The sequence below is a fragment of the Bacillus sp. MHSD_36 genome, assembly GCF_030757775.1.
Classification (GTDB): domain Bacteria; phylum Bacillota; class Bacilli; order Bacillales; family Bacillaceae_G; genus Bacillus_A.
The window spans coordinates 1,167,654-1,186,337 of sequence record NZ_JAVBIS010000001.1 but is presented as its reverse complement, the minus strand read 5'-3'; the positions used below and the strand labels follow the sequence as shown (position 1 = coordinate 1,186,337).

The following is an 18,684-nucleotide window of genomic DNA, read 5'->3' as shown; positions in this document are numbered from 1 at the left end:
TAAGTACAAGCACATAATTTAAATAAAAAAAGTGAGAAAAATGATAAACATTCTTCTCACTTTCATCAATTAGGGTGGCATATACATAAATATGCGTTTGAGAGGATTTTTGGATGAAAAATCCACATACATAGTATAACAAAATATTTAAGGCACTTCGCATGTAATATTGCATATGAAGAGTTGATAGATATAATAGTTAGTCTATTTCTATTATTTAACGGGTTTTCCGAAAGAGTTCTCTTGCCTTAAGAGAGTGCAGGGTGATAGGTGAGAGAAGAATTTTGATTTGGCGTAGCCAAAAAGAACAATACATATTTTGATATGTAAAGCCCCTTCAAATGAAGGGGCCTTACATACACTTATATTAAATTTGTTGTGGTGCACCACCATGATCGCCAACACTATATGTAGGAGCAGGGTAATGTCCATGAGTAGCAAACTGATCCGCTTTAGAAAATGGAGAAATTCCCACCGTTAGAATCCCAATAAAAGCAATACCCGATAACAATAGACTGATTTTTTTCATTATTTTAACACTCCTTTTTCGATTGATTTTCGCCTTGCTTGATAACAAATATGGAAATAATCACTTACCTTTTGGTGGTTCTCTAATTGTCTACATTTTGTGGCAAATAATTCGGCGTATTCGACAACATATTCCCATAATTCTTCTTGCTCAAAGTATAAGATTCCTTCTTGAATAATTTTTTCTAATCCTTCCAGTGGAATATTTTCATTTAATCTTTTTAAAATAGAGAAGTGGTGTGTGTATTCTTCGTTATGAATTCCTCTGCAGATCTGTAATCCCCTATCAATGAGTTTGCTAGCTGCGGATTGTTCTCCTAATTTATAATGTTCCTTAGCTTGTAGGAAGATAGCTTTGAAGTGTGTAGGGATTTTTTCTGTTACTTCTGAAAGATGACGAATAGCTAGCGTAGACATACTTTGATCAGAATACAGCCACCCCATAGTACTTTTTACGTATAACAAGGAATCTTCTTCCCTATTCTTCTGTAGTAATTCAATCGCACAATGCAGATATTCTTCAGCTTGTTCGTACTGCTTTAAATAGATACAGCAACCCCCTAACAAACTATTACAAAAGGCTGTTTTTACTTCATAACCTTCATACTTCGAAAAGATTGCTCTCGATTTATTTGCGTATTCGATAGCAGCGAGCATGTTATAGGTATGATGATAAAAAGTAGCAATTCTATAGTAGAATTCAGCATGTTCAATCTCATCTGGAATGTTTATTAGTATCTTTTCTGCCAGTTTATAATGTTCCTCTGCCTCAGTAAAACTTGATATAAAAGTAGAATGAATGGATTTAAAAAAGTGATAATAGAAGCGTAGAAAATGGTCTGTAGGCATATCGTAATCACTAATAGCATCAAAACTATTTTGTTGAATACCGAGGCTATCTGTTAAGACCGTGTAGCGAAATTCAAGTAGTGAGTAATATAGTAACAAATTTTGATCCTGACGTTCTTGATTTGGCTCAATGCTTAACTTATTAATTTTTTCATCAATTTTCTTTTTTAGATTAGTAGCTTTTACAACTTGTTGAGATAGCATAGATCGATACCAGTCGTTCAATAGAGAGGTTAATTGCTCATTTCCCTTTACTGAATCACTCACTATATACTCCCCCATCCTATAGGAATAGCTTAATCCTATTTAATTGTAACTATCATAGCAAAATAGAAGGGAAAATGGAGGTATTTTACAATGTTTTTCAATAAAATTCATAAAAAATAATCAATTTATGTCGAATGTACTTTGAATTCAAATTATTTTATTTGGTATTATAGTATGAATCGCTACAAAATGTATAAACTTTTTGTATGTAAATAAGAAGAGAATAAAGTACGCAAAAAAACTTGTAGGAATTCCTACAAGTTTTTTTGGAGATAATCTAAAAAGTGAAACAGGATATCTCATTATTCGTAACAGGGAAACTATCTTACTTATGGCTTGATTTCATTATATAACGAGTATTAATATTTAGAATTTAGGTATTTGAAAATTTTGTGAATTGATAAAGAAGTTGTACTATTTTAAGGATTTTTTTGTAGTTGATTAAAGGTGAATTAAAGAGTGGTAGGGGGACAAGGTGCATAAAAGAGAAAATCTCCTTTAATTGTTCTGAAAAGATGATTTTAAAAGCTATTTGGGTATAGAATAAGCAGTTCATGAATTTATCACCATTGGTGAAAGTAAACGAGACTCCATATATAAGCAAGAGTTTTGGTGAAGTAGCTATAAGAAGGGGATAGGTATAAATTTGTTAAAGTTCAGTGTGATTATCGGAATTTTCACCTTGTTTGCTTTTCTGATAGGAAAAGATTTTTCATAACTAGAAAAAATAAATGAAGAAGTTCATATATTGTATTGTCGTTAATATAAGGCATTATTCTCTCTGAACAAAGGAATCACTAGCACAATATGTGGTTCCTTTATTCTTAAGTATAATGTCTATGAGTGATTTGAAATAACGAAAGAAATAAAATCTTTGTTAATGGGCAGTCACATGATTCTAGGTATAGTAGGTTCACAATTTAGACTATAAAAGTTAAAGTGTCTTTAGCCAAGAAGACTCCCACCTTAAGAAACAAGCAGTGAGTATGAGTAAGGGGAGATAGTTCAAAGTGTGGAATATTGTTTGATTTGGTTAACACATAAATTTAGCATCTCTGTACTGGTGTAAGAATTATAATGTTTATACCATTCTATTGTATTTTCTAAAGTCTGTTGTAGAGACCACTTCGGTTGCCAATTAAGCTTGAATTTTGCTTTACTAATGTCAAGGTTTAGTAAATTTGCTTCATGAAAATTCATTGGACCCATATTTTCTGATGTCCAATCCCCGCAACCCCAAATATCTAGTAAGCTCGTCACTAATTTTTCTACTGGAACAATATTGTCTAGAGATGGCCCAAAGTTCCATGCACCAGAAAAAATAATACCATTATTAATAATTTTTTCTGTGAGGAGTAAGTACCCGTTTAAAGGTTCTAGTACATGTTGCCAGGGTCTAATAGCAGTAGGGTTTCTAATAATAATCTTTTTATTCGATTCTAGTGATCGTATACAATCAGGAATAATCCTATCTATTGACCAATCACCACCACCAATTACATTACCAGCTCGAACGCTTGCAATTATTTTCTTGTGGTGAGAAAATTTCTCTTCTGAAAAATAAGAATTTCGATAGGAAGAAATTAAAAGCTCACAGCATCCCTTACTTGAACTATATATGTCATGACCGCCCATAGGATCAATTTCACGATAACCCCAGGGCCATTCTTTATTTTCATAGCACTTGTCACTTGTCACCATAATTCCTATTTTAGCTGATTCATGTAATCGAATTGCTTCTAGTACATTCATAGTTCCTACAACGTTTACCTCGTATGTCTCTCTAGGATATTCATATGAATATTTAACTAGAGGTTGTGCAGCTAGATGAAATACGATTTCAGGATTATAATCTGTAAAAACTTTATTTAGTTTACTAAAATCTCTTATATCTCCGCGAATATCTATTATATCATTTTGAAGATTGGTAACATTAAAGTTATCATGTTTATTTTTAGGATCTAATGAATATCCAATTACAGTAGCGCCCAATTCCTTTAACCACAGGGATAACCAAGAACCTTTAAAACCAGTATGTCCTGTAACTAAAATTTTCTTTCCGTAAAAAGCATTATTAAAGTTTTTATTTAACAATTAATCCACCTCCTTTAGTACAATATTTTCAAGGGCTTAGGTATAGATGCGTATTGTTTTTATACCAATTAATAGTTTTAATGATTCCTTCTTCAATATTAATTCTAGGTTCCCAAGAAAGAGATTCTTTAATTTTGTGAACATCTGCTTCAGGAATCCATCTTTCATTTGTTCTAGAGGAAATTGCACCGTAATTTGGTCTGGAATTGGTGTTCAAATGTTTGAATAATAATTCTACATAATGTTTTAAGGGATGAATGGTACCACTCCCAATATTAAAGATATCATTTTGTACAGTGGTATTTTCTACTATTAGGATGCAGGCATCTATTATATTTTCTATATAACAATAATCTCTTAATTGATTGCATAAAGTTAAATTTACATCTTTATTTTGTAGCACCTGCAAGATAATATAGCTGAATATTTTATGTGGCTCCTCGGCCTCTCCGAATATGCCAAAAGGTCTTAGTGTTATAAGATTAATATTGTTTTCACTTGCAATTTGATGGGCTAGTATAGTAGCAGCAGCTTTGGTACTTCCATAAATATCCACAGGGGTTAGTAGCATATTTTCATGAATAGGTTCCATTTTATTGCCGTATTCAGAACTACTGCCCATGTGAATAATTTTTTTACAATTCACTAGTTTTGCTGCATGAATTATGTTACATGTCCCTGTAATATTTGTTTCTATAGCATGCATGTAGTCTGTATGGGCAGAATCTACACCATAGGCTGCCAGGTGAAAGATATAATCTGGATTAACTTTCTTTATTGCATCTTGTACTTGTTTTTTGTCTCGTATATCTATTTCATACGTTTCAATATTTTTTAGAATATCCTTCAGTCTCCAAGAATTGGATGATGTTCTTATAAAAAGAACAATTTTTGCTTGTAAATTTAAAAGTCTTCGTACTAAGTGAGAACCAATAAAACCATATCCACCAGTAATAAGAAAAGTTTTATTTTTAAATGAAGTAATCATAGTGATAATCTATCCTTTATTAAGATGTATTTTTAGTTAATGGAATAAATTCATTTATTTTAACATAAGGAGAATATCAGTCTTAATTGTGATGAGGGGAGGAGTATTTAAAATAATTTTTTATTGTAGTTGTATCAATTTGGCCAGCAAATAAAGGAGATGGGGATTTTTGAAAAGTGTTTTGAAGGATATGACATGTCTTGTTCAATTGTTCAATATAAGGAATATATATATTATCTAAAATCGCTGAAGGTAATTCTAAAGTTTCATGTTTCCATAAGTCGAACTCATTTGGATTAATAATCTGCATACTTCCAAAATGGAAAGCAATTAATTCATCTTGATCAATAAGAACCTTGTGATCTGGTTTTGATATAGAACTGCTATTTAGAATTACATTCCAAGGTGCTGCATCAATACCTTTATGAGTCATGATTTTTATATTAGAAAAAATGTTAGGAATGTGATTTAAATATTTTTGGTCACCCCATCTATTCATTTCAACATCATAATGATTTTTGCAATATTCTAGGCATTTATCTTTCCACCATGTTAGAATTTCTTTACTATTTTGATCGTTTTTGAAGCCTACTAAACCAGCTTGGTATATACCGTGTATGCTTTCAATTTCAGTAGAACTTCTTTGGGGGCATAGAAATATAGAGTATTTCCACCATTCATCAAGAATGATATTAGGTGCTGTAAAGAAATACATATCAGCATCACAATATATAATGTGATCAACTTCGGGATAAAGATTAAGGACATGGAGACAAAGAGGTGCTTTTAATGTCCAACAATATTCTTGTAAATTCCTCTCATGTTTTATACTGAGTAGTTCATGACTTTCAATATCTTTTACTGGAATGAGTATGGCGTGCTTTAATTTTAAATCTTTTAATATTTGGTAAGTTAAATCATCCATACAACAGATCCATACAGTAAATTTAGTGTCGAGATTTTCTAACGAATAATAAGAAGTCAATCCCTGAATTAATCGTTCTTTACTTATAATCATAGAAAAATTCATAAAATGATTGGATTGATTCATTTTTCTTCTTAATTGTGAATCTTTATATAAGGTTTGAGCTTCATTTATATCTTTTTTACTTAAAAATTGTTTTATATTTTTATTGAATTTTTCTTTTAATTGCTTTAAGATAAATTGGATTCTCTCTAAATAAGGAGTGTAAATATGGTTTAATATATTATTTGGTATTGAAATTGCTCCCAAGGACCATAAATCAAAATCATTTTCAGTAAAGATAGTAATACATGCAAAATGGTAAACAACTAGTTTATCATTTTCGATAAATACATCATTTTTACTCTTGTCAATTTTGTAATCGTTATTATATATACAGTTCCAAGGAGCAGCATTTACACCTAAGTTATTGGAGATTTTAACTTTCGGGAAATAGATAGGGATATAATCTAAATACTTTTGGTCGCCAAACTTTCCCTCCTCAGGTTCGGCACTACACCAATCTATACATTTTTTTTTCCACCACCTTACACTCTTTAGTCCATAGAGATCACTCTTAAATCCAATTAGACCAGCCTGGTATTTACCGTACATTTTTTCTACCCAATCACGATCTCTTTGGGGAGTAAGGAAAATAGAATGTTCACCCCATTCCTCAAAAATAATATTAGGATTAGAGAAAAAGCATAAATCACCATCACAATATAGAATAGATGGTAAATGATAATTTACCAATAAATATTCTATCAAGACAGGTTTTAAAGTCCAACAATATTCATTTACTTTTCTTTTTCTCTTAATTGCTTTTAGTTCACTATCTTCTAATTCTTCAACTTGCAAAAGGTTTACGTTAATTAGGTTCATTTCTTTTAATAATGAATATGCAAAAGGGTCTATACAACAAATCCACAATGTAAATCTATCTGAGTACTGCATTAATGATTGCTGTAAGGCAATGATTTTCAAGATATATTCACTACCTACAATGACACAAAAATGATTATTTAAATCATGTTGTTGGTTATAGAATTGAGGGTTAATTTGTTTTTGAGTATTTTTAGGAGAGCGATTTGAAGTCTTCATTTCTGTTGAAATTGGGTTAATTATTTTCTCATTAGAGGGGATATATAATCGAGGTAAGCTTGTTTTTTTATCATTAAAGCTCAATGTGTATTCAGTCCTCTCCACTAAAATTTATTAGGATTCCAACTTTCATCTACGATTTTTAAATCTTTAGGTGTATCGACACTAGCCCAAAAATCATTGTGTTCATAGACTGCCAGCTCATTATCTTTTATTAAATTTCGGAGAGGATCTTCTTCTAGAACACAATCATCACTATTACATAAATAATCGAAAATTTCTTTGTTAAATACAAAAAAACCGCCGTTAATTACTTCATCAAGTAATGGTTTTTCTTTAAAATCAATAGCAATTCCATTTTCAACCGCCAATAGGCCATATTGACTATTCTTTTTTATTCCAGTTAATGTAGCAATTTTTCCTTTTTCTTTATGGAATGCTATCAGTTGATCAATATCTATATTGGCTAATCCATCGCCATAAGTTAATAAAAAGGTTTCACCCTGAACAAAAGGTTCAAGTTTTTTTAGTCTTGCCCCGGTCATTGTATCAATCCCTGTATCTATAAAGTGTATATTCCAATTTTCTAATTCCTGAAGTAGCTTATATTGACTGGTTTTAAAATTTAAACTAAAATCATTCTCTTTCCAGCTAAAGTCCATAAAATATTCTTTAATTTTCTCACCTTTATATCCTAAGGGCAAAATGAAATCAGAATGTCCATATTTTCTATACCAATTCATTATATGCAAGAGGAGAGGCTTTCCTTGAACTCGAACTAATGGTTTGGGAATGTCCTCTAAAATTCCTTGCATCCGAAGCCCTTTTCCGCCACACAAAATTATGACTTTCATAGATCTATTTCCTTCCTCTCTATATATTTTACTAATTTAAGCTATGTAGTTTGTTTGGAAAATGTATACACGGTTGTACCATAATGACAATCAACTAAAAAATATATGTTAGATTTATAATTAAAATGCTGATTAAATGTTGAGAATACGCAATGTAGTTTACCATGAATTGTATGTAAATTAGTTTATATAGTACTAATGAAAGAAATTGCTTGTTCGTAAGATAAAAGAAGGGGAGGGAAATCTGGGGGAATGGAAGAAGCATGTAATTAAAAGTATTAGAAGATAAAATTATAACAAAAATAAGGTGAATTATAGAATCTGGTAGTTGTGAATATACTACCTAAGCAGAAAATGCTGATTGTATAAATGATTTCAAAGAAATTAACAGAAGAATAGCGAAGGAAATTAACTATTAAAGAAAAAGTGAACAAATATTACATTTTAAACTCTAGAAATTAAAAAAGAGCACCGCATAAAGGTGCTCTAGTGATGGAATTAACTTTGTAAAGAACTATTGATCCTATAAAGAAGGACTTATGAATGATTATATGAACGGATAATGAATTAAGTGTGTACTAATCAGAGGGGAATTTTATTTTTCTACGCCTATTTTAATCTACAAACAAAATTATGTTAAAAGTAAAAAGGAAATTAATAAGTTAATGCTATTTTATTTAAAATATAATCCCAATCGGAATCATCACCTTCCCATCTATCCTGATAACGTGGGAGTTCAATTGAACAAACCCTAGGTATGCCCCAATTTTGTTCAACAATATTAGATATACCCTCCTTAAAATTTACAATAAGAATATTAAAATCTTTATTTGTAACTTTGGATAACACGTTCTGTAATTCAACTGCCTCATCTCGATTTCCCCAAATTCTAATGAATAAAATTGATTCACTACTAGTTATTTCTTCAAGGAATCGTTTAATTTTAGTGTCTAATTTAGCTTTAAAAGAAGGGTAGGTTACTTTCCAATTCTCATCTGGATTAATAGGAAAGTCATGCATTGATAAACAATTATAATAAGTGTCCTTTATACAGTAGGTAACTCGTTCTGCCCATTTCGTTTGATTATCAAATTCTGATTCAATAAGACCATAACTTTCTGAGCCTTCTATGACCATATTTTCCAACTTCATAAATTTTTCAAATCGATTTTGAAGTAATCTGTTTACATCTGAAAGTGATGGATAATAAAACCAATCTAAAGGTCCAGAAAATGTTCTTAAATGGTGCCTTTTGACTTGGTTAGTAACTTGGCACAATCCGCCTAAACTTACAATCAGGCCATAGGATTTTTGTATATCCTCTAGGTTCATCCTCATCATCCTTTTTATAGAATAATTTAAATTATCTCTTCAGTATATGATGCAATAATATATTGATGTGGACCTATATATAGAAGTACATAGGGCTAAGACATTTGTACAAACTTAAAAAGTAAAAATTATGAAGTTAACGTAAATAATGCATTTTGGAATGGTTAGCAAATGATATATGGCGATGGAGATGATCGTGGATTTATTCCACTTTCTGGTTCTCATTATGTTGTGGCACATGAATTAACTCATGCAGTTACAGAGTATTCTGCTGATCTTCGTTACTCTGTTTATACAAATTTATATATCTGAGAAAGTTATTCTAACTCTTAAATTCCAATTACAAGTAACGAAGCATTCTTCGAAAAAGAAGATAAAGGCAGCTTTGAGCGTAAAGAGAAACTGGAATAAAAGTAAGATTGGATAAAGGGCTAGTATTGAAAAATATAAAAGATGGAAGTAGCATAGGGGATTTACGCATAAAGTAAAATTAACAAAATTTTCATTTAAGTCAGACAAACGGATGGTGTTTTTAACTTATAATAATGTTAATACCATGAAAATAAGGCTACGAATTAGTTATTTTAAAAATCAAATTTAGATGGGAAGAGGATAATGAAGACCAGAGATAGTTATAAAATTATTGTAATTGGTGCTGGGACGGCAGGAATATCTTCTACTGCACATTTGTTACGAAATATACCCTTATTGAAAGAAAATATAGCAATTATTGATCCATCAAAAAAACATTATTTCCAACCACTATGGAGTTTAGTGGGGGGAGGAATTGTTTCAAAGGAAAGTACGATGCGTGATCAAGAATTGCTTATTCCAAAAGGTGCAACGTGGATTCCTAAAAGTGTCGTTAAGTTGTTTCCGGAAGAAAATAAGCTACTTTTAGATGATGGACTGCTGCTTGAGTATGAAATACTTATTGTAGCAGCCGGTATACAAATAAATTGGGATGGTATTAAAGGCTTGAAGGAGTCTATTGGGACTAATGGGGTTTGTAGCAATTACTCTTATAAATATGTTGATTCTACTTGGAGAGAAATTGAAAAATTTAAAGGAGGAAATGCGGTTTTTACCCACCCCAATACTCCTATTAAATGCGGTGGTGCTCCACAAAAGATTATGTATTTAGCAGAAGAGTATTTTTGTAATAGCGGTGCAAGGAATAAAAGTGAAGTAATGTTTTACACGGCTAATGCTAACATATTTCAGGTTCCACGTTATGCTAATACATTAGAACAAGTGCTAGAAAGAAAGCAAATAATAACAAATTATAATAAAAACTTAGTAGAAATTATCGCAGGGAAGAAAGAAGCAATTTTTGAAGATACGCAAACACTGAAAAGAGAAACAGTACCATATAGTATGATCCATGTTGTTCCACCTATGGGGCCACCTAATTTTATTAAAGAGAGTGAGATAAGTGATCATCAGGGTTGGGTAGATATAAACCCTTATACTTTGCAGCATGTAAAGTATAAGAATATTTTCGGAATTGGAGATTGTACCAATTTACCCACCTCTAAAACTGGAGCGGCAATTCGAAAACAAATACCGGTCTTAAAACAAAATATTATGGACGTATTTAACGGAAGAGATATACAGGCTAAATATGATGGGTATACATCTTGTCCAATTATTACAGGATATAAAAGTCTTATACTCGCTGAATTCAACTATGAACATGAGCCTCAAGAAACGTTTCCATTCAATCAAGCAAAAGAACGATACAGTATGTTTTTACTTAAAAGATATATGTTGCCCTATATGTATTGGAACTTTATGTTGAAAGGGATTCTATAAGAGAAGAGAGAAAGCGGTAATGAAAATTGAAAATCATTTTGAATTAACTATTTGGAGGGAATAGCTATGCTTTTAAAATATTTTTATGATGAAAAATTAGCACATGCTTCTTATTTAGTCGGTTGTCAGAAGGAAGGCGTAGCAATTGTAATTGATCCAAGTCGCTATATAGAACAATATATAGAATTTGCTAAGAAAGAGGGAATAGAAGTAATTGCTGCGGCTGAAACTCATATTCATGCAGATTTTCTTTCTGGGTCTAAAGAACTTTCAAATCTTTATCATGCAAAGTTATATGTATCTGATGAAGGAGATTGTGATTGGAAATATCAATATCTTAACGAAGGTCGATACAAATTGGTTAGAGAGGGCACAGAGTTTAAAATAGGTCATATAAAATTTAATGTAATTCACACCCCAGGGCATACACCTGAGAGTATTTCTTTTTTAGTAACTGATACGAGTCAAAATAATTATACGAATGATAAGCCGATGGGAATATTCACAGGTGATTTTATATTTGTAGGAGATATAGGAAGACCGGATTTATTAGAAACTGCTGTAGGTATGAAAGATACTGCAAAAATAGGAGCGAAACAATTATTTGATTCTATACAAAAAATAAAAATACTCCCTGATTATTTGCAAATATGGCCATCACATGGTGCAGGAAGTGCATGTGGAAAAGCATTAGGAGCAATTCCAACTTCTACATTAGGTTATGAAAAGATGTTTAATTGGGCATTTCAGTGTAATGAAGAAGGTGAGTTTGTATCGACTTTATTGACGGGACAGCCAGAGCCTCCAAAGTATTTTTCATTAATGAAGAATTTAAATAAGTACGGTCCTCCAATTCGAAAGAAGAGGGAAGTTTTTGCTATTAAAACAGTAGAAGAACTTCAAGAAGTTATGAGGAGCGTTCAACAAATAGTTGATATAAGGGATGTAGAGCGTTTTGCTTCTGGTCATATTGAGAAATCAATTAACATACCTTATAACAATTCTTTTACAACGTGGTGTGGATGGTTACTAGATTATAAAGCAGAAACTTTAATCATACTAGATGAGGAAGAGGTTAGAGTGGAGGAGGTTATTAGAGACTTTGAATCTATTGGGCTAGACAATATTATTGCTTTTGTACCTTTAAAGGTAATACAAAGACTTGATAAATTTGAAAATTACAAAGAAAAAACATCAATTGAATTATATCCGCATATAAAAGATGGAAAAGTTAAGGTTATCGATGTACGAAGTGAAAAGGAGTGGGAGGAAGGACATCTTCATGATGCAATACACATCCCTTTAGGAAATCTATCTAAGCAACTAGATTGCATTCCAAAAGATTGCCCAATCGTTTTACAATGTCGAACCGGATTGCGTTCCGCTATAGCAGCTAGTATTTTACAAAGAGCTGGTATAAAGGAAGTAGTGAATTTAAAGGGAGGATTTCTTGCGTGGAAAAAAGAAGAACTTCCATATATAATATGTAATCGCAATGTATAAGGAAATAAGTTCCATTAAATTATCCAATAAGAAAAATTGGGATTACATAGAAGTATATCTATATATAGGAGCACCACATTTAGATAGTATATTAAAATAGGAGAAATAGATGATTTATTCTATAGACCTGAATTTTTTCAGAATTATGCTAATGAGCAAATAGATATAGTTTTATCAGCAAATTAGTTGCTCCAAATCAAGGGGTTTTCCCTACATATACAGCCGGTTTATATGAAAAACAAAATACGCATAGGATAGTGAGTAGAGGATTAGGCAATAGTATCATTCCGAAAAGGATTTTTAATAGGCCGGTACTTGTAATCGTACAGCTAAATTGAACTGTACGATTTTTTGTATAAAAAAATAAATAGACAATATGCATTTTATACAAGTTAACATTACAATTTTGTTAAAAATTTTCTACGTTACATAAAGTAACAAAATTTGACCCGAAGAGTTTGTTATAGTGTAAATAATCAAAAAACTTAAAAATTAGTCGAGTGAAAAATGTGATAAGTAACTCATGTGAAAAAACTTAAAGGGGTGTACACATGCATAAAGAATATGAGATTGAAGAGTATACGGCGATTGAGGAACAAATACATTATTATTGTAAATGTTTATTAGTTAGTCATCCTGATCAAATTATAAAGTATTTAGAAAAAAGGTTAGAAAAATATGCAGAAACATTACAATATGCACATTTATATCCTGACACAGTTATTTTACCGTTACAGCAGTTAGTTATCGAATACTCTTTAGATGTTGCTAGAATTAGAAAGTATATGAATTTAAAAACGTAAAGTAAAATATATAATGTAAATGAAACAGAGTCGACTTTAAGAAATGATATTCTGATGTCGACTCTGTTTCATTGTTTAAGATTGAAAATACATACTAATCAATGAAGTTTGACATATAATTACGCAAGAGTAAAATAAAAGTGAGTACTCACTCATTTTTAGAAAAGGGGGAATAAAACGTGCAGAAACCTTCCATTATTTTGCGAACTGTGTCAAAAAGTTTTGGAAAAAAAGAAGTGTTACACAATCTTTCATTGCAAGTTGAAAAAGCTGAGATATTTGGTTTAGTTGGGCCTTCTGGTTCAGGGAAAACGACACTTATTAAATTGATTGCTGGTATTAATGAGGCAACAGAAGGTGAAGTGTTTGTTTACAACACGAACATGCCTAATTTAAATGAAATGAAAAAAATTGGTTATATGGCTCAGGCGGATGCATTATACGAAGAATTATCAGCATATGAAAATGCAGATTTTATGGCAACAATGTATGGATTAAAGGGGAAGCATAAAAAAGAAAGAATACAAGAGGTTTTTGACCTTGTTCAATTATCACAACAGATGAAAAAGCAAGTACAGTACTTTTCAGGCGGGATGAAGAAGCGTTTATCATTAGCGATAGCCCTCCTTCATGAACCTGAAATATTAATTTTAGATGAGCCAACAGTTGGGATAGATCCTATTCTTAGAAAAACGATTTGGGAAAAATTTTATAATTTGAAAAAGAAAGGCACAACGATAATTGTAACGACACACATAATGGACGAAGCTGAATATTGTGAACGCCTAGGGTTAATTAGAGAAGGAAAGCTAGTTGCGACTGGAACACCTGAAGAATTGAAAAAGCGGGTATCTTCAGGGCGGATTGAAGATGTCTTTTTGTTGGAAGAGGTGGACCTATCATGAGAGTTACCGGTGTAATCATTCGTATTATTCGCCAATTTTTTCGGGATAAACGTTCGTTAGCGATGATGTTTGGAGCACCTATGTTATTACTTTGGTTATTGTCGCTAGTGTTTACACAAAAAGACTATGTACCGCATATCGCTGTTGTTGACATACCTGCTCAGGTAGTAAAAGTGATGAAAAATCAGGAAGCGACAATTTATGAATATAGTAAAGAAAAGGCAATGTCTGAGTTGGAGAAACAAAAGGTAGATGCAGTAATTCGATTAGAAAATGGAAAAATGAATATTGTATTAGAAGGTAGTGATTCGTCAAAAAATCGTGCTGTGCTTCAAATATTACAAAAGAGTACAGAGAAAAACGATGTATCAACTATGAAAACTGAAGTGAATTATTTACATGGCTCTAAAGACTTTACAATGTTTGATGGGCTTGGTCCTGTATTAATCGGTTTCTTTACATTTTTCTTTGTATTTATTTTATCAGGGGTGTCTTTCGTAAGAGAACGTTTAAGTGGTACTTTAGAAAGGTTATTATCGACTCCAATTAAAAGATGGGAAATAGTTGTAGGATATATTATTGGTTTTGGGATCTTTGCACTTATACAATCCATTATAATCGTAAATTTTTCAGTTTATATTTTAGATTTGTATATAGCTGGCTCTATATGGCTAACCCTACTTATTACATGTATGCTTTCTTTAACGGCATTAACTTTAGGGACGTTTTTATCAGCGTACGCAAATAATGAATTTCAAATGATTCAGTTTATACCGCTTGTCATTGTGCCACAAATATTCTTTTCTGGTTTGTTTCCAATTGAATCGATGAATAAGTGGCTTCAAATGTTAGGGAAATTATTTCCGCTCACATACGGCGCTGACGCAATGAGACAAGTGATGATTCGAAATCAAGGATTTATAGAGATTGCATTAGATTTAACTGTTTTACTATTTTTCTCAGTATTATTTGCAATAGGAAATGTATTTGCATTAAAGAAACATCGAAAAATATAATGATGATACAAAGGGGCATTATAGATGAAGAAGGATTGGCTAGAAGAATTAATTGCTGCAACAAATACGGATAAACGAAATGAACGTCAAATGCGTATACTAGAGGCAGCTGTTGATATGTTTGGAGAAAAAGGATATGCATCAACTTCAACAAATGAAATTGCAAAGCGTGCTGGTGTAGCGGAAGGAACAATCTTCCGCTACTATAAAACGAAAAAAGATTTATTGTTAGCAGTCGTCATGCCAACATTAACAAAGTTTGCTGCACCATTTTTCGTACAAGCCTTCGCAAAGGAAATATTTAAATCGGAGTATGAATCATACGAAGGGCTTCTAAGAGTTGTGATTCATAATAGATTTGAATTTGCAAAAAAGCATTTTCCAATGATAAAAATATTAATTCAAGAAGTGCCATTTCAGCCAGAACTGAAAAATGAAATACAACATTTAGTAGAAACAGAGTTACTTTCACATTTTAAAAAATTAATTGTAAAGTTTCAAGAAGACGGAGAAATTATTGAAATGCCGCCATCTTCTGTATTACGACTTACTTTATCAGCTGTATTAGGTTTATTATTAACACGATTTTTATTATTACCAGAAGAAAAATGGAATGATGAAGTGGAAATTGAAAATACGATTCAATTTATATTGTACGGATTAACGCCACGAATTTAATCGTCGAAGTATGAATTACATATGATACATTTAAGTAAAATAATAAATCGCCTTTAAAAAGGCGATTTATATATGTTATATTTTTGATAAATAAGTACTTGTTTATGAAAACATTCTAGATTAACGTACTTCTTTGTCTCTTCTTCTAAGACCTAATAATCCTGCTAGTCCTAATAAACCAAGCCAAGCCCAATTATTATTTCTATCACGATTATTATTTAAATCATTTGTCGTATTTACATTTCGAGTTCTCACATCATTATTAACTCTGTCTAAGTTATTGTCAGTAACTCGAGTTGAAATATCAGTGTTATTAACTCTATTCATATGATTTCCATCGTATTCAGCTTGGGCAGATGTGCCTAAAAACATAATAGATAGTGCTAAAACACTTAAAATAGATGATAATTTTTTCTTCATAAATTTCCCCTCCTTTCTTACGTATTACATTCTCCAACTCTTTTGTGCATTATTCATATGACAGTATCAAACCATATTGATAAAGCGAAAATCTTTACGTCGTAGAGTTAAATAACTGTTAAAATGTCATTGGAAATATTCATTAAAATATAAATAAAACAAACTTTGATTATGATACTAAACTTAGTACAATTTATATGGTACGGACTAGTACAAAGGAGGTAATGAAATGCGACAATTTGCAAAACCAACAATTGTTGTAAGTAAATGTTTAGAATTTGATGCTTGTCGTTATAATGGAGAGATGATTCCAGATGTAACAATACGGAATTTGCAGCCATTTGTTACATTTATACCTGTTTGTCCAGAAGTCGAAATCGGATTGGGTACTCCTCGTGAAACGATACGAATTGTAGAAGAAAATGGTGTGAATAAGCTTGTGCAGCCGTCGACGCGGGAAGATGTAACTAAAAAAATGGAGAAATTTTCAAATGACTTTTTACAAACGATACCTGAGGTGGATGGTTTTATTTTAAAGAATCGTTCGCCAAGTTGTGGTACTCGTGATGTAAAAATTTATTCTGGTTTTGAAAAGGCGCCAGCGAAAGGAAAGGGATCAGGCTTATTTGGCGGAGCGGTAATAAAAAAATTTTCGTATCTTCCAATTGAAGAAGAAGGTAGATTGTCGAATTTTATTATTAGAGAACATTTCTTTACAAGGTTATTTACAATCGCGTATTACAAAATGATCAAACATAATAAAAATATGAAAGATCTTGTATCCTTTCAGTCTGATAATAAATATTTATTTATGGCATATAATCAGGTAAAACAAAAGGAATTGGGGCGAATCATTGCAAATCACAAAAATGAAAAGATTGAAGTGGTATTTGAAAATTATGAGAAAACTTTATATGAATTATTTATGCGCACACCCCGCTATACATCAAATGTAAATGTATGTGAACATATTTTTGGATATTTTAAAACAAAATTGAAAAAACAAGAAAAAGATCATTTTTTAGATCTGATACAAAAATATAAAGAAAAGAAAAGCCCGCTTAGTAGCATACTTGCAATTTTAAAATCATGGGCTCTTCGATTTGATGAAAAGTATTTATTACGACAAACATATTTCGAACCATACCCTGAAGCGTTAGTAGAGATTTCAGATTCGGGTAAAGGTAGAGATTATTAAACAATAAATTACATATTTCGACAAGAAAACTCCTATGTTGTTGTAGAACAATGTAGGAATTTTTTTGTGCATTAGTACAGAATCTGTTTTAAAATTAGATTATGACAGAATTATAACAATTATCTAACTAATATTCTTGTCTTTTAATCTGTAGTGTTTGTAGTAGAAACTCGCACGCTGTCGAAACTCAATATTCGATAAGGGGTGTGTAGCGGAATGGAATTTACTCTAACTCGCGAAAAACAAATGATTAAAGAAATGGTACGTGACTTTGCTGAAAAGGAAATCGCACCGAAAGCTGTGTATTATGACAAAACTGCGGAATTTCCATATGAAACATTTCAAAAAATGGGCGAACTAGGATTATTAGGCATCCCATTCCCTGAAGAGTATGGAGGTTCAGGTGGCGATACTGTATCGTACGCGTTAGCAGTTGAAGAAATTGGTCGTGCTTGTGGTGGCACAGGATTAAGTTACGCTGCAACAATTTCATTAGGTGCTTCTCCAATTTATTATTTCGGTACAGAAGAACAGAAAAAGAAATATTTAGTTCCAATGGCATCAGGTAAAACGTTAGGTGCTTTCGGATTAACTGAGCCGAATGCAGGATCTGATGCAGGTGGTACACAAACGAAAGCTGTATTAGATGGAGACGAGTATGTTATTAGTGGTGAAAAATGTTGGATTACAAATGCAGAGTATGCAAATACAATTATTGTAACCGCTGTCAACGGTGTTGAAGACAACGGTAGAAAACGCATTTCGGCATTTATTGTACCGACTACAAGTGAAGGATTAACAATCTCAAGTCCTTACGATAAGATGGGTGTTCGTGCTTCTAATACATGTGAAATCGTACTTGATGGTGTACGTGTACCGAAAGAAAACATTCTTGGTGATGTAAATAAAGGATTTAAACAATTCTTATATACACTTGATGGAGGACGTATTTCAATCGCAGCATTAGCTGTTGGTATTGCGCAATCTGCATTTGAACGTGCACTGCAATATGCGAAAGAACGTCAACAATTCGGAAAAGCAATCTCTAATTTCCAAGCGATTCAATTTAAATTAGCTGATATGGCGACTGAAGTAGAGCTAGCTCGTAATTTAGTACATAAAGCAGCTTGGCTAAAAGATAACGATAAACCTTTCGGTAAAGAAGCGGCTATGGCGAAACTTTTCGCATCGGAAGCAGCAAGCCGTATTGCAAATCAAGCAGTACAAATTCACGGTGGATACGGTTATATGCGTGAATATGAAGTGGAACGACATATTCGTGATGCGAAACTATTAGAAATTGGTGAAGGAACTTCTGAAATTCAACGTCTCGTAATTGCTAGACATTTAGGATGTAGATAAAAGG

The 18,684-nt window shown here is 31.9% G+C and carries 16 protein-coding genes and 2 pseudogenes; 10 read left to right on the top strand and 8 right to left on the bottom strand.

Features of this window, described 5'->3' with window-relative positions; genetic code table 11:
• Positions 1 to 367: 367 nt before the first annotated feature.
• The 7 genes from Q9B79_RS06250 to Q9B79_RS06220 all read right to left on the bottom strand — a co-directional run bounded on the left by Q9B79_RS06250 (position 368) and on the right by Q9B79_RS06220 (position 8,980).
• Complete coding sequence (locus tag Q9B79_RS06250; protein WP_306183043.1) at positions 368 to 529, bottom strand: hypothetical protein; 162 nt, start codon at positions 527 to 529, stop codon at positions 368 to 370.
• Entirely contained in the window at positions 529 to 1,644 is a 1,116-nt protein-coding gene (locus tag Q9B79_RS06245) for a Rap family tetratricopeptide repeat protein (RefSeq protein ID WP_306183042.1), read from the bottom strand. The genes Q9B79_RS06250 and Q9B79_RS06245 overlap by 1 nt, the downstream gene beginning before the upstream one ends.
• Positions 1,645 to 2,649: 1,005 nt before the next feature.
• Positions 2,650 to 3,738 carry a CDP-glucose 4,6-dehydratase gene (rfbG, locus tag Q9B79_RS06240; protein WP_098224144.1) on the bottom strand — a complete coding sequence of 363 codons (1,089 nt, stop codon included), beginning with the start codon at positions 3,736 to 3,738 and terminating at the stop codon, positions 2,650 to 2,652.
• Between the two features lie 28 nt (positions 3,739 to 3,766).
• On the bottom strand, positions 3,767 to 4,726 hold the full coding sequence (locus Q9B79_RS06235; RefSeq protein ID WP_306183041.1) for an NAD-dependent epimerase/dehydratase family protein: 960 nt from the start codon (positions 4,724 to 4,726) through the stop codon (positions 3,767 to 3,769).
• 82 nt (positions 4,727 to 4,808) lie between these two features.
• The gene (locus Q9B79_RS06230) at positions 4,809 to 6,878 is read right to left on the bottom strand and encodes a glycosyl transferase (RefSeq protein WP_306183040.1); all 2,070 of its coding nucleotides are present in this window, start codon (positions 6,876 to 6,878) and stop codon (positions 4,809 to 4,811) included.
• 20 nt (positions 6,879 to 6,898) lie between these two features.
• The gene (locus tag Q9B79_RS06225) at positions 6,899 to 7,648 is read right to left on the bottom strand and encodes a sugar phosphate nucleotidyltransferase (protein WP_306183039.1); all 750 of its coding nucleotides are present in this window, start codon (positions 7,646 to 7,648) and stop codon (positions 6,899 to 6,901) included.
• A 654-nt stretch (positions 7,649 to 8,302) separates the two neighbouring features.
• Positions 8,303 to 8,980: a papain-like cysteine peptidase gene (locus tag Q9B79_RS06220; protein ID WP_306183038.1), complete on the bottom strand. Its 678-nt coding sequence runs from the start codon at positions 8,978 to 8,980 to the stop codon at positions 8,303 to 8,305.
• 126 nt (positions 8,981 to 9,106) lie between these two features.
• Here Q9B79_RS06220 and Q9B79_RS06215 point away from each other — a divergent pair.
• The 8 genes and pseudogenes from Q9B79_RS06215 to Q9B79_RS06180 form a co-directional block, all read left to right on the top strand.
• Positions 9,107 to 9,265, top strand: a pseudogene (locus tag Q9B79_RS06215) (peptidase M4 family protein); the annotation flags it as partial.
• Between the two features lie 330 nt (positions 9,266 to 9,595).
• The gene (locus tag Q9B79_RS06210) at positions 9,596 to 10,795 is read left to right on the top strand and encodes an FAD/NAD(P)-binding oxidoreductase (protein ID WP_306183037.1); all 1,200 of its coding nucleotides are present in this window, start codon (positions 9,596 to 9,598) and stop codon (positions 10,793 to 10,795) included.
• Positions 10,796 to 10,861: 66 nt separating this feature from the next.
• A complete protein-coding gene (locus Q9B79_RS06205) occupies positions 10,862 to 12,298 on the top strand; it encodes an MBL fold metallo-hydrolase (protein ID WP_306183036.1) in 1,437 nt (478 codons plus the stop codon).
• A gap of 114 nt (positions 12,299 to 12,412) precedes the next feature.
• Positions 12,413 to 12,636, top strand: a pseudogene (locus tag Q9B79_RS06200) (metallophosphoesterase); the annotation flags it as partial.
• Positions 12,637 to 12,849: 213 nt separating this feature from the next.
• Positions 12,850 to 13,101, top strand: a complete 252-nt coding sequence (locus tag Q9B79_RS06195; protein WP_000548621.1) for a hypothetical protein — start codon at positions 12,850 to 12,852, stop codon at positions 13,099 to 13,101.
• Between the two features lie 179 nt (positions 13,102 to 13,280).
• A complete protein-coding gene (locus tag Q9B79_RS06190; protein ID WP_306183035.1) occupies positions 13,281 to 14,006 on the top strand; it encodes an ABC transporter ATP-binding protein in 726 nt (241 codons plus the stop codon).
• Positions 14,003 to 15,022 carry an ABC transporter permease gene (locus Q9B79_RS06185; protein ID WP_306183034.1) on the top strand — a complete coding sequence of 340 codons (1,020 nt, stop codon included), beginning with the start codon at positions 14,003 to 14,005 and terminating at the stop codon, positions 15,020 to 15,022. The genes Q9B79_RS06190 and Q9B79_RS06185 overlap by 4 nt, the downstream gene beginning before the upstream one ends.
• 24 nt (positions 15,023 to 15,046) lie before the next feature.
• A complete protein-coding gene (locus Q9B79_RS06180) occupies positions 15,047 to 15,700 on the top strand; it encodes a TetR/AcrR family transcriptional regulator (protein ID WP_306183033.1) in 654 nt (217 codons plus the stop codon).
• Positions 15,701 to 15,820: 120 nt separating this feature from the next.
• Here the strand turns inward: Q9B79_RS06180 and Q9B79_RS06175 are convergent, their stop codons facing one another.
• Entirely contained in the window at positions 15,821 to 16,120 is a 300-nt protein-coding gene (locus Q9B79_RS06175) for a WGxxGxxG family protein (RefSeq protein ID WP_306183032.1), read from the bottom strand.
• 229 nt (positions 16,121 to 16,349) lie between these two features.
• Between Q9B79_RS06175 and Q9B79_RS06170 the strand changes: the two genes are divergently transcribed.
• Together Q9B79_RS06170 and Q9B79_RS06165 are read left to right on the top strand one after the other, a co-directional pair.
• A complete protein-coding gene (locus Q9B79_RS06170; protein ID WP_306183031.1) occupies positions 16,350 to 17,318 on the top strand; it encodes a YbgA family protein in 969 nt (322 codons plus the stop codon).
• Between the two features lie 216 nt (positions 17,319 to 17,534).
• Positions 17,535 to 18,680, top strand: a complete 1,146-nt coding sequence (locus Q9B79_RS06165) for an acyl-CoA dehydrogenase (RefSeq protein WP_078384161.1) — start codon at positions 17,535 to 17,537, stop codon at positions 18,678 to 18,680.
• Positions 18,681 to 18,684: the final 4 nt, after the last annotated feature.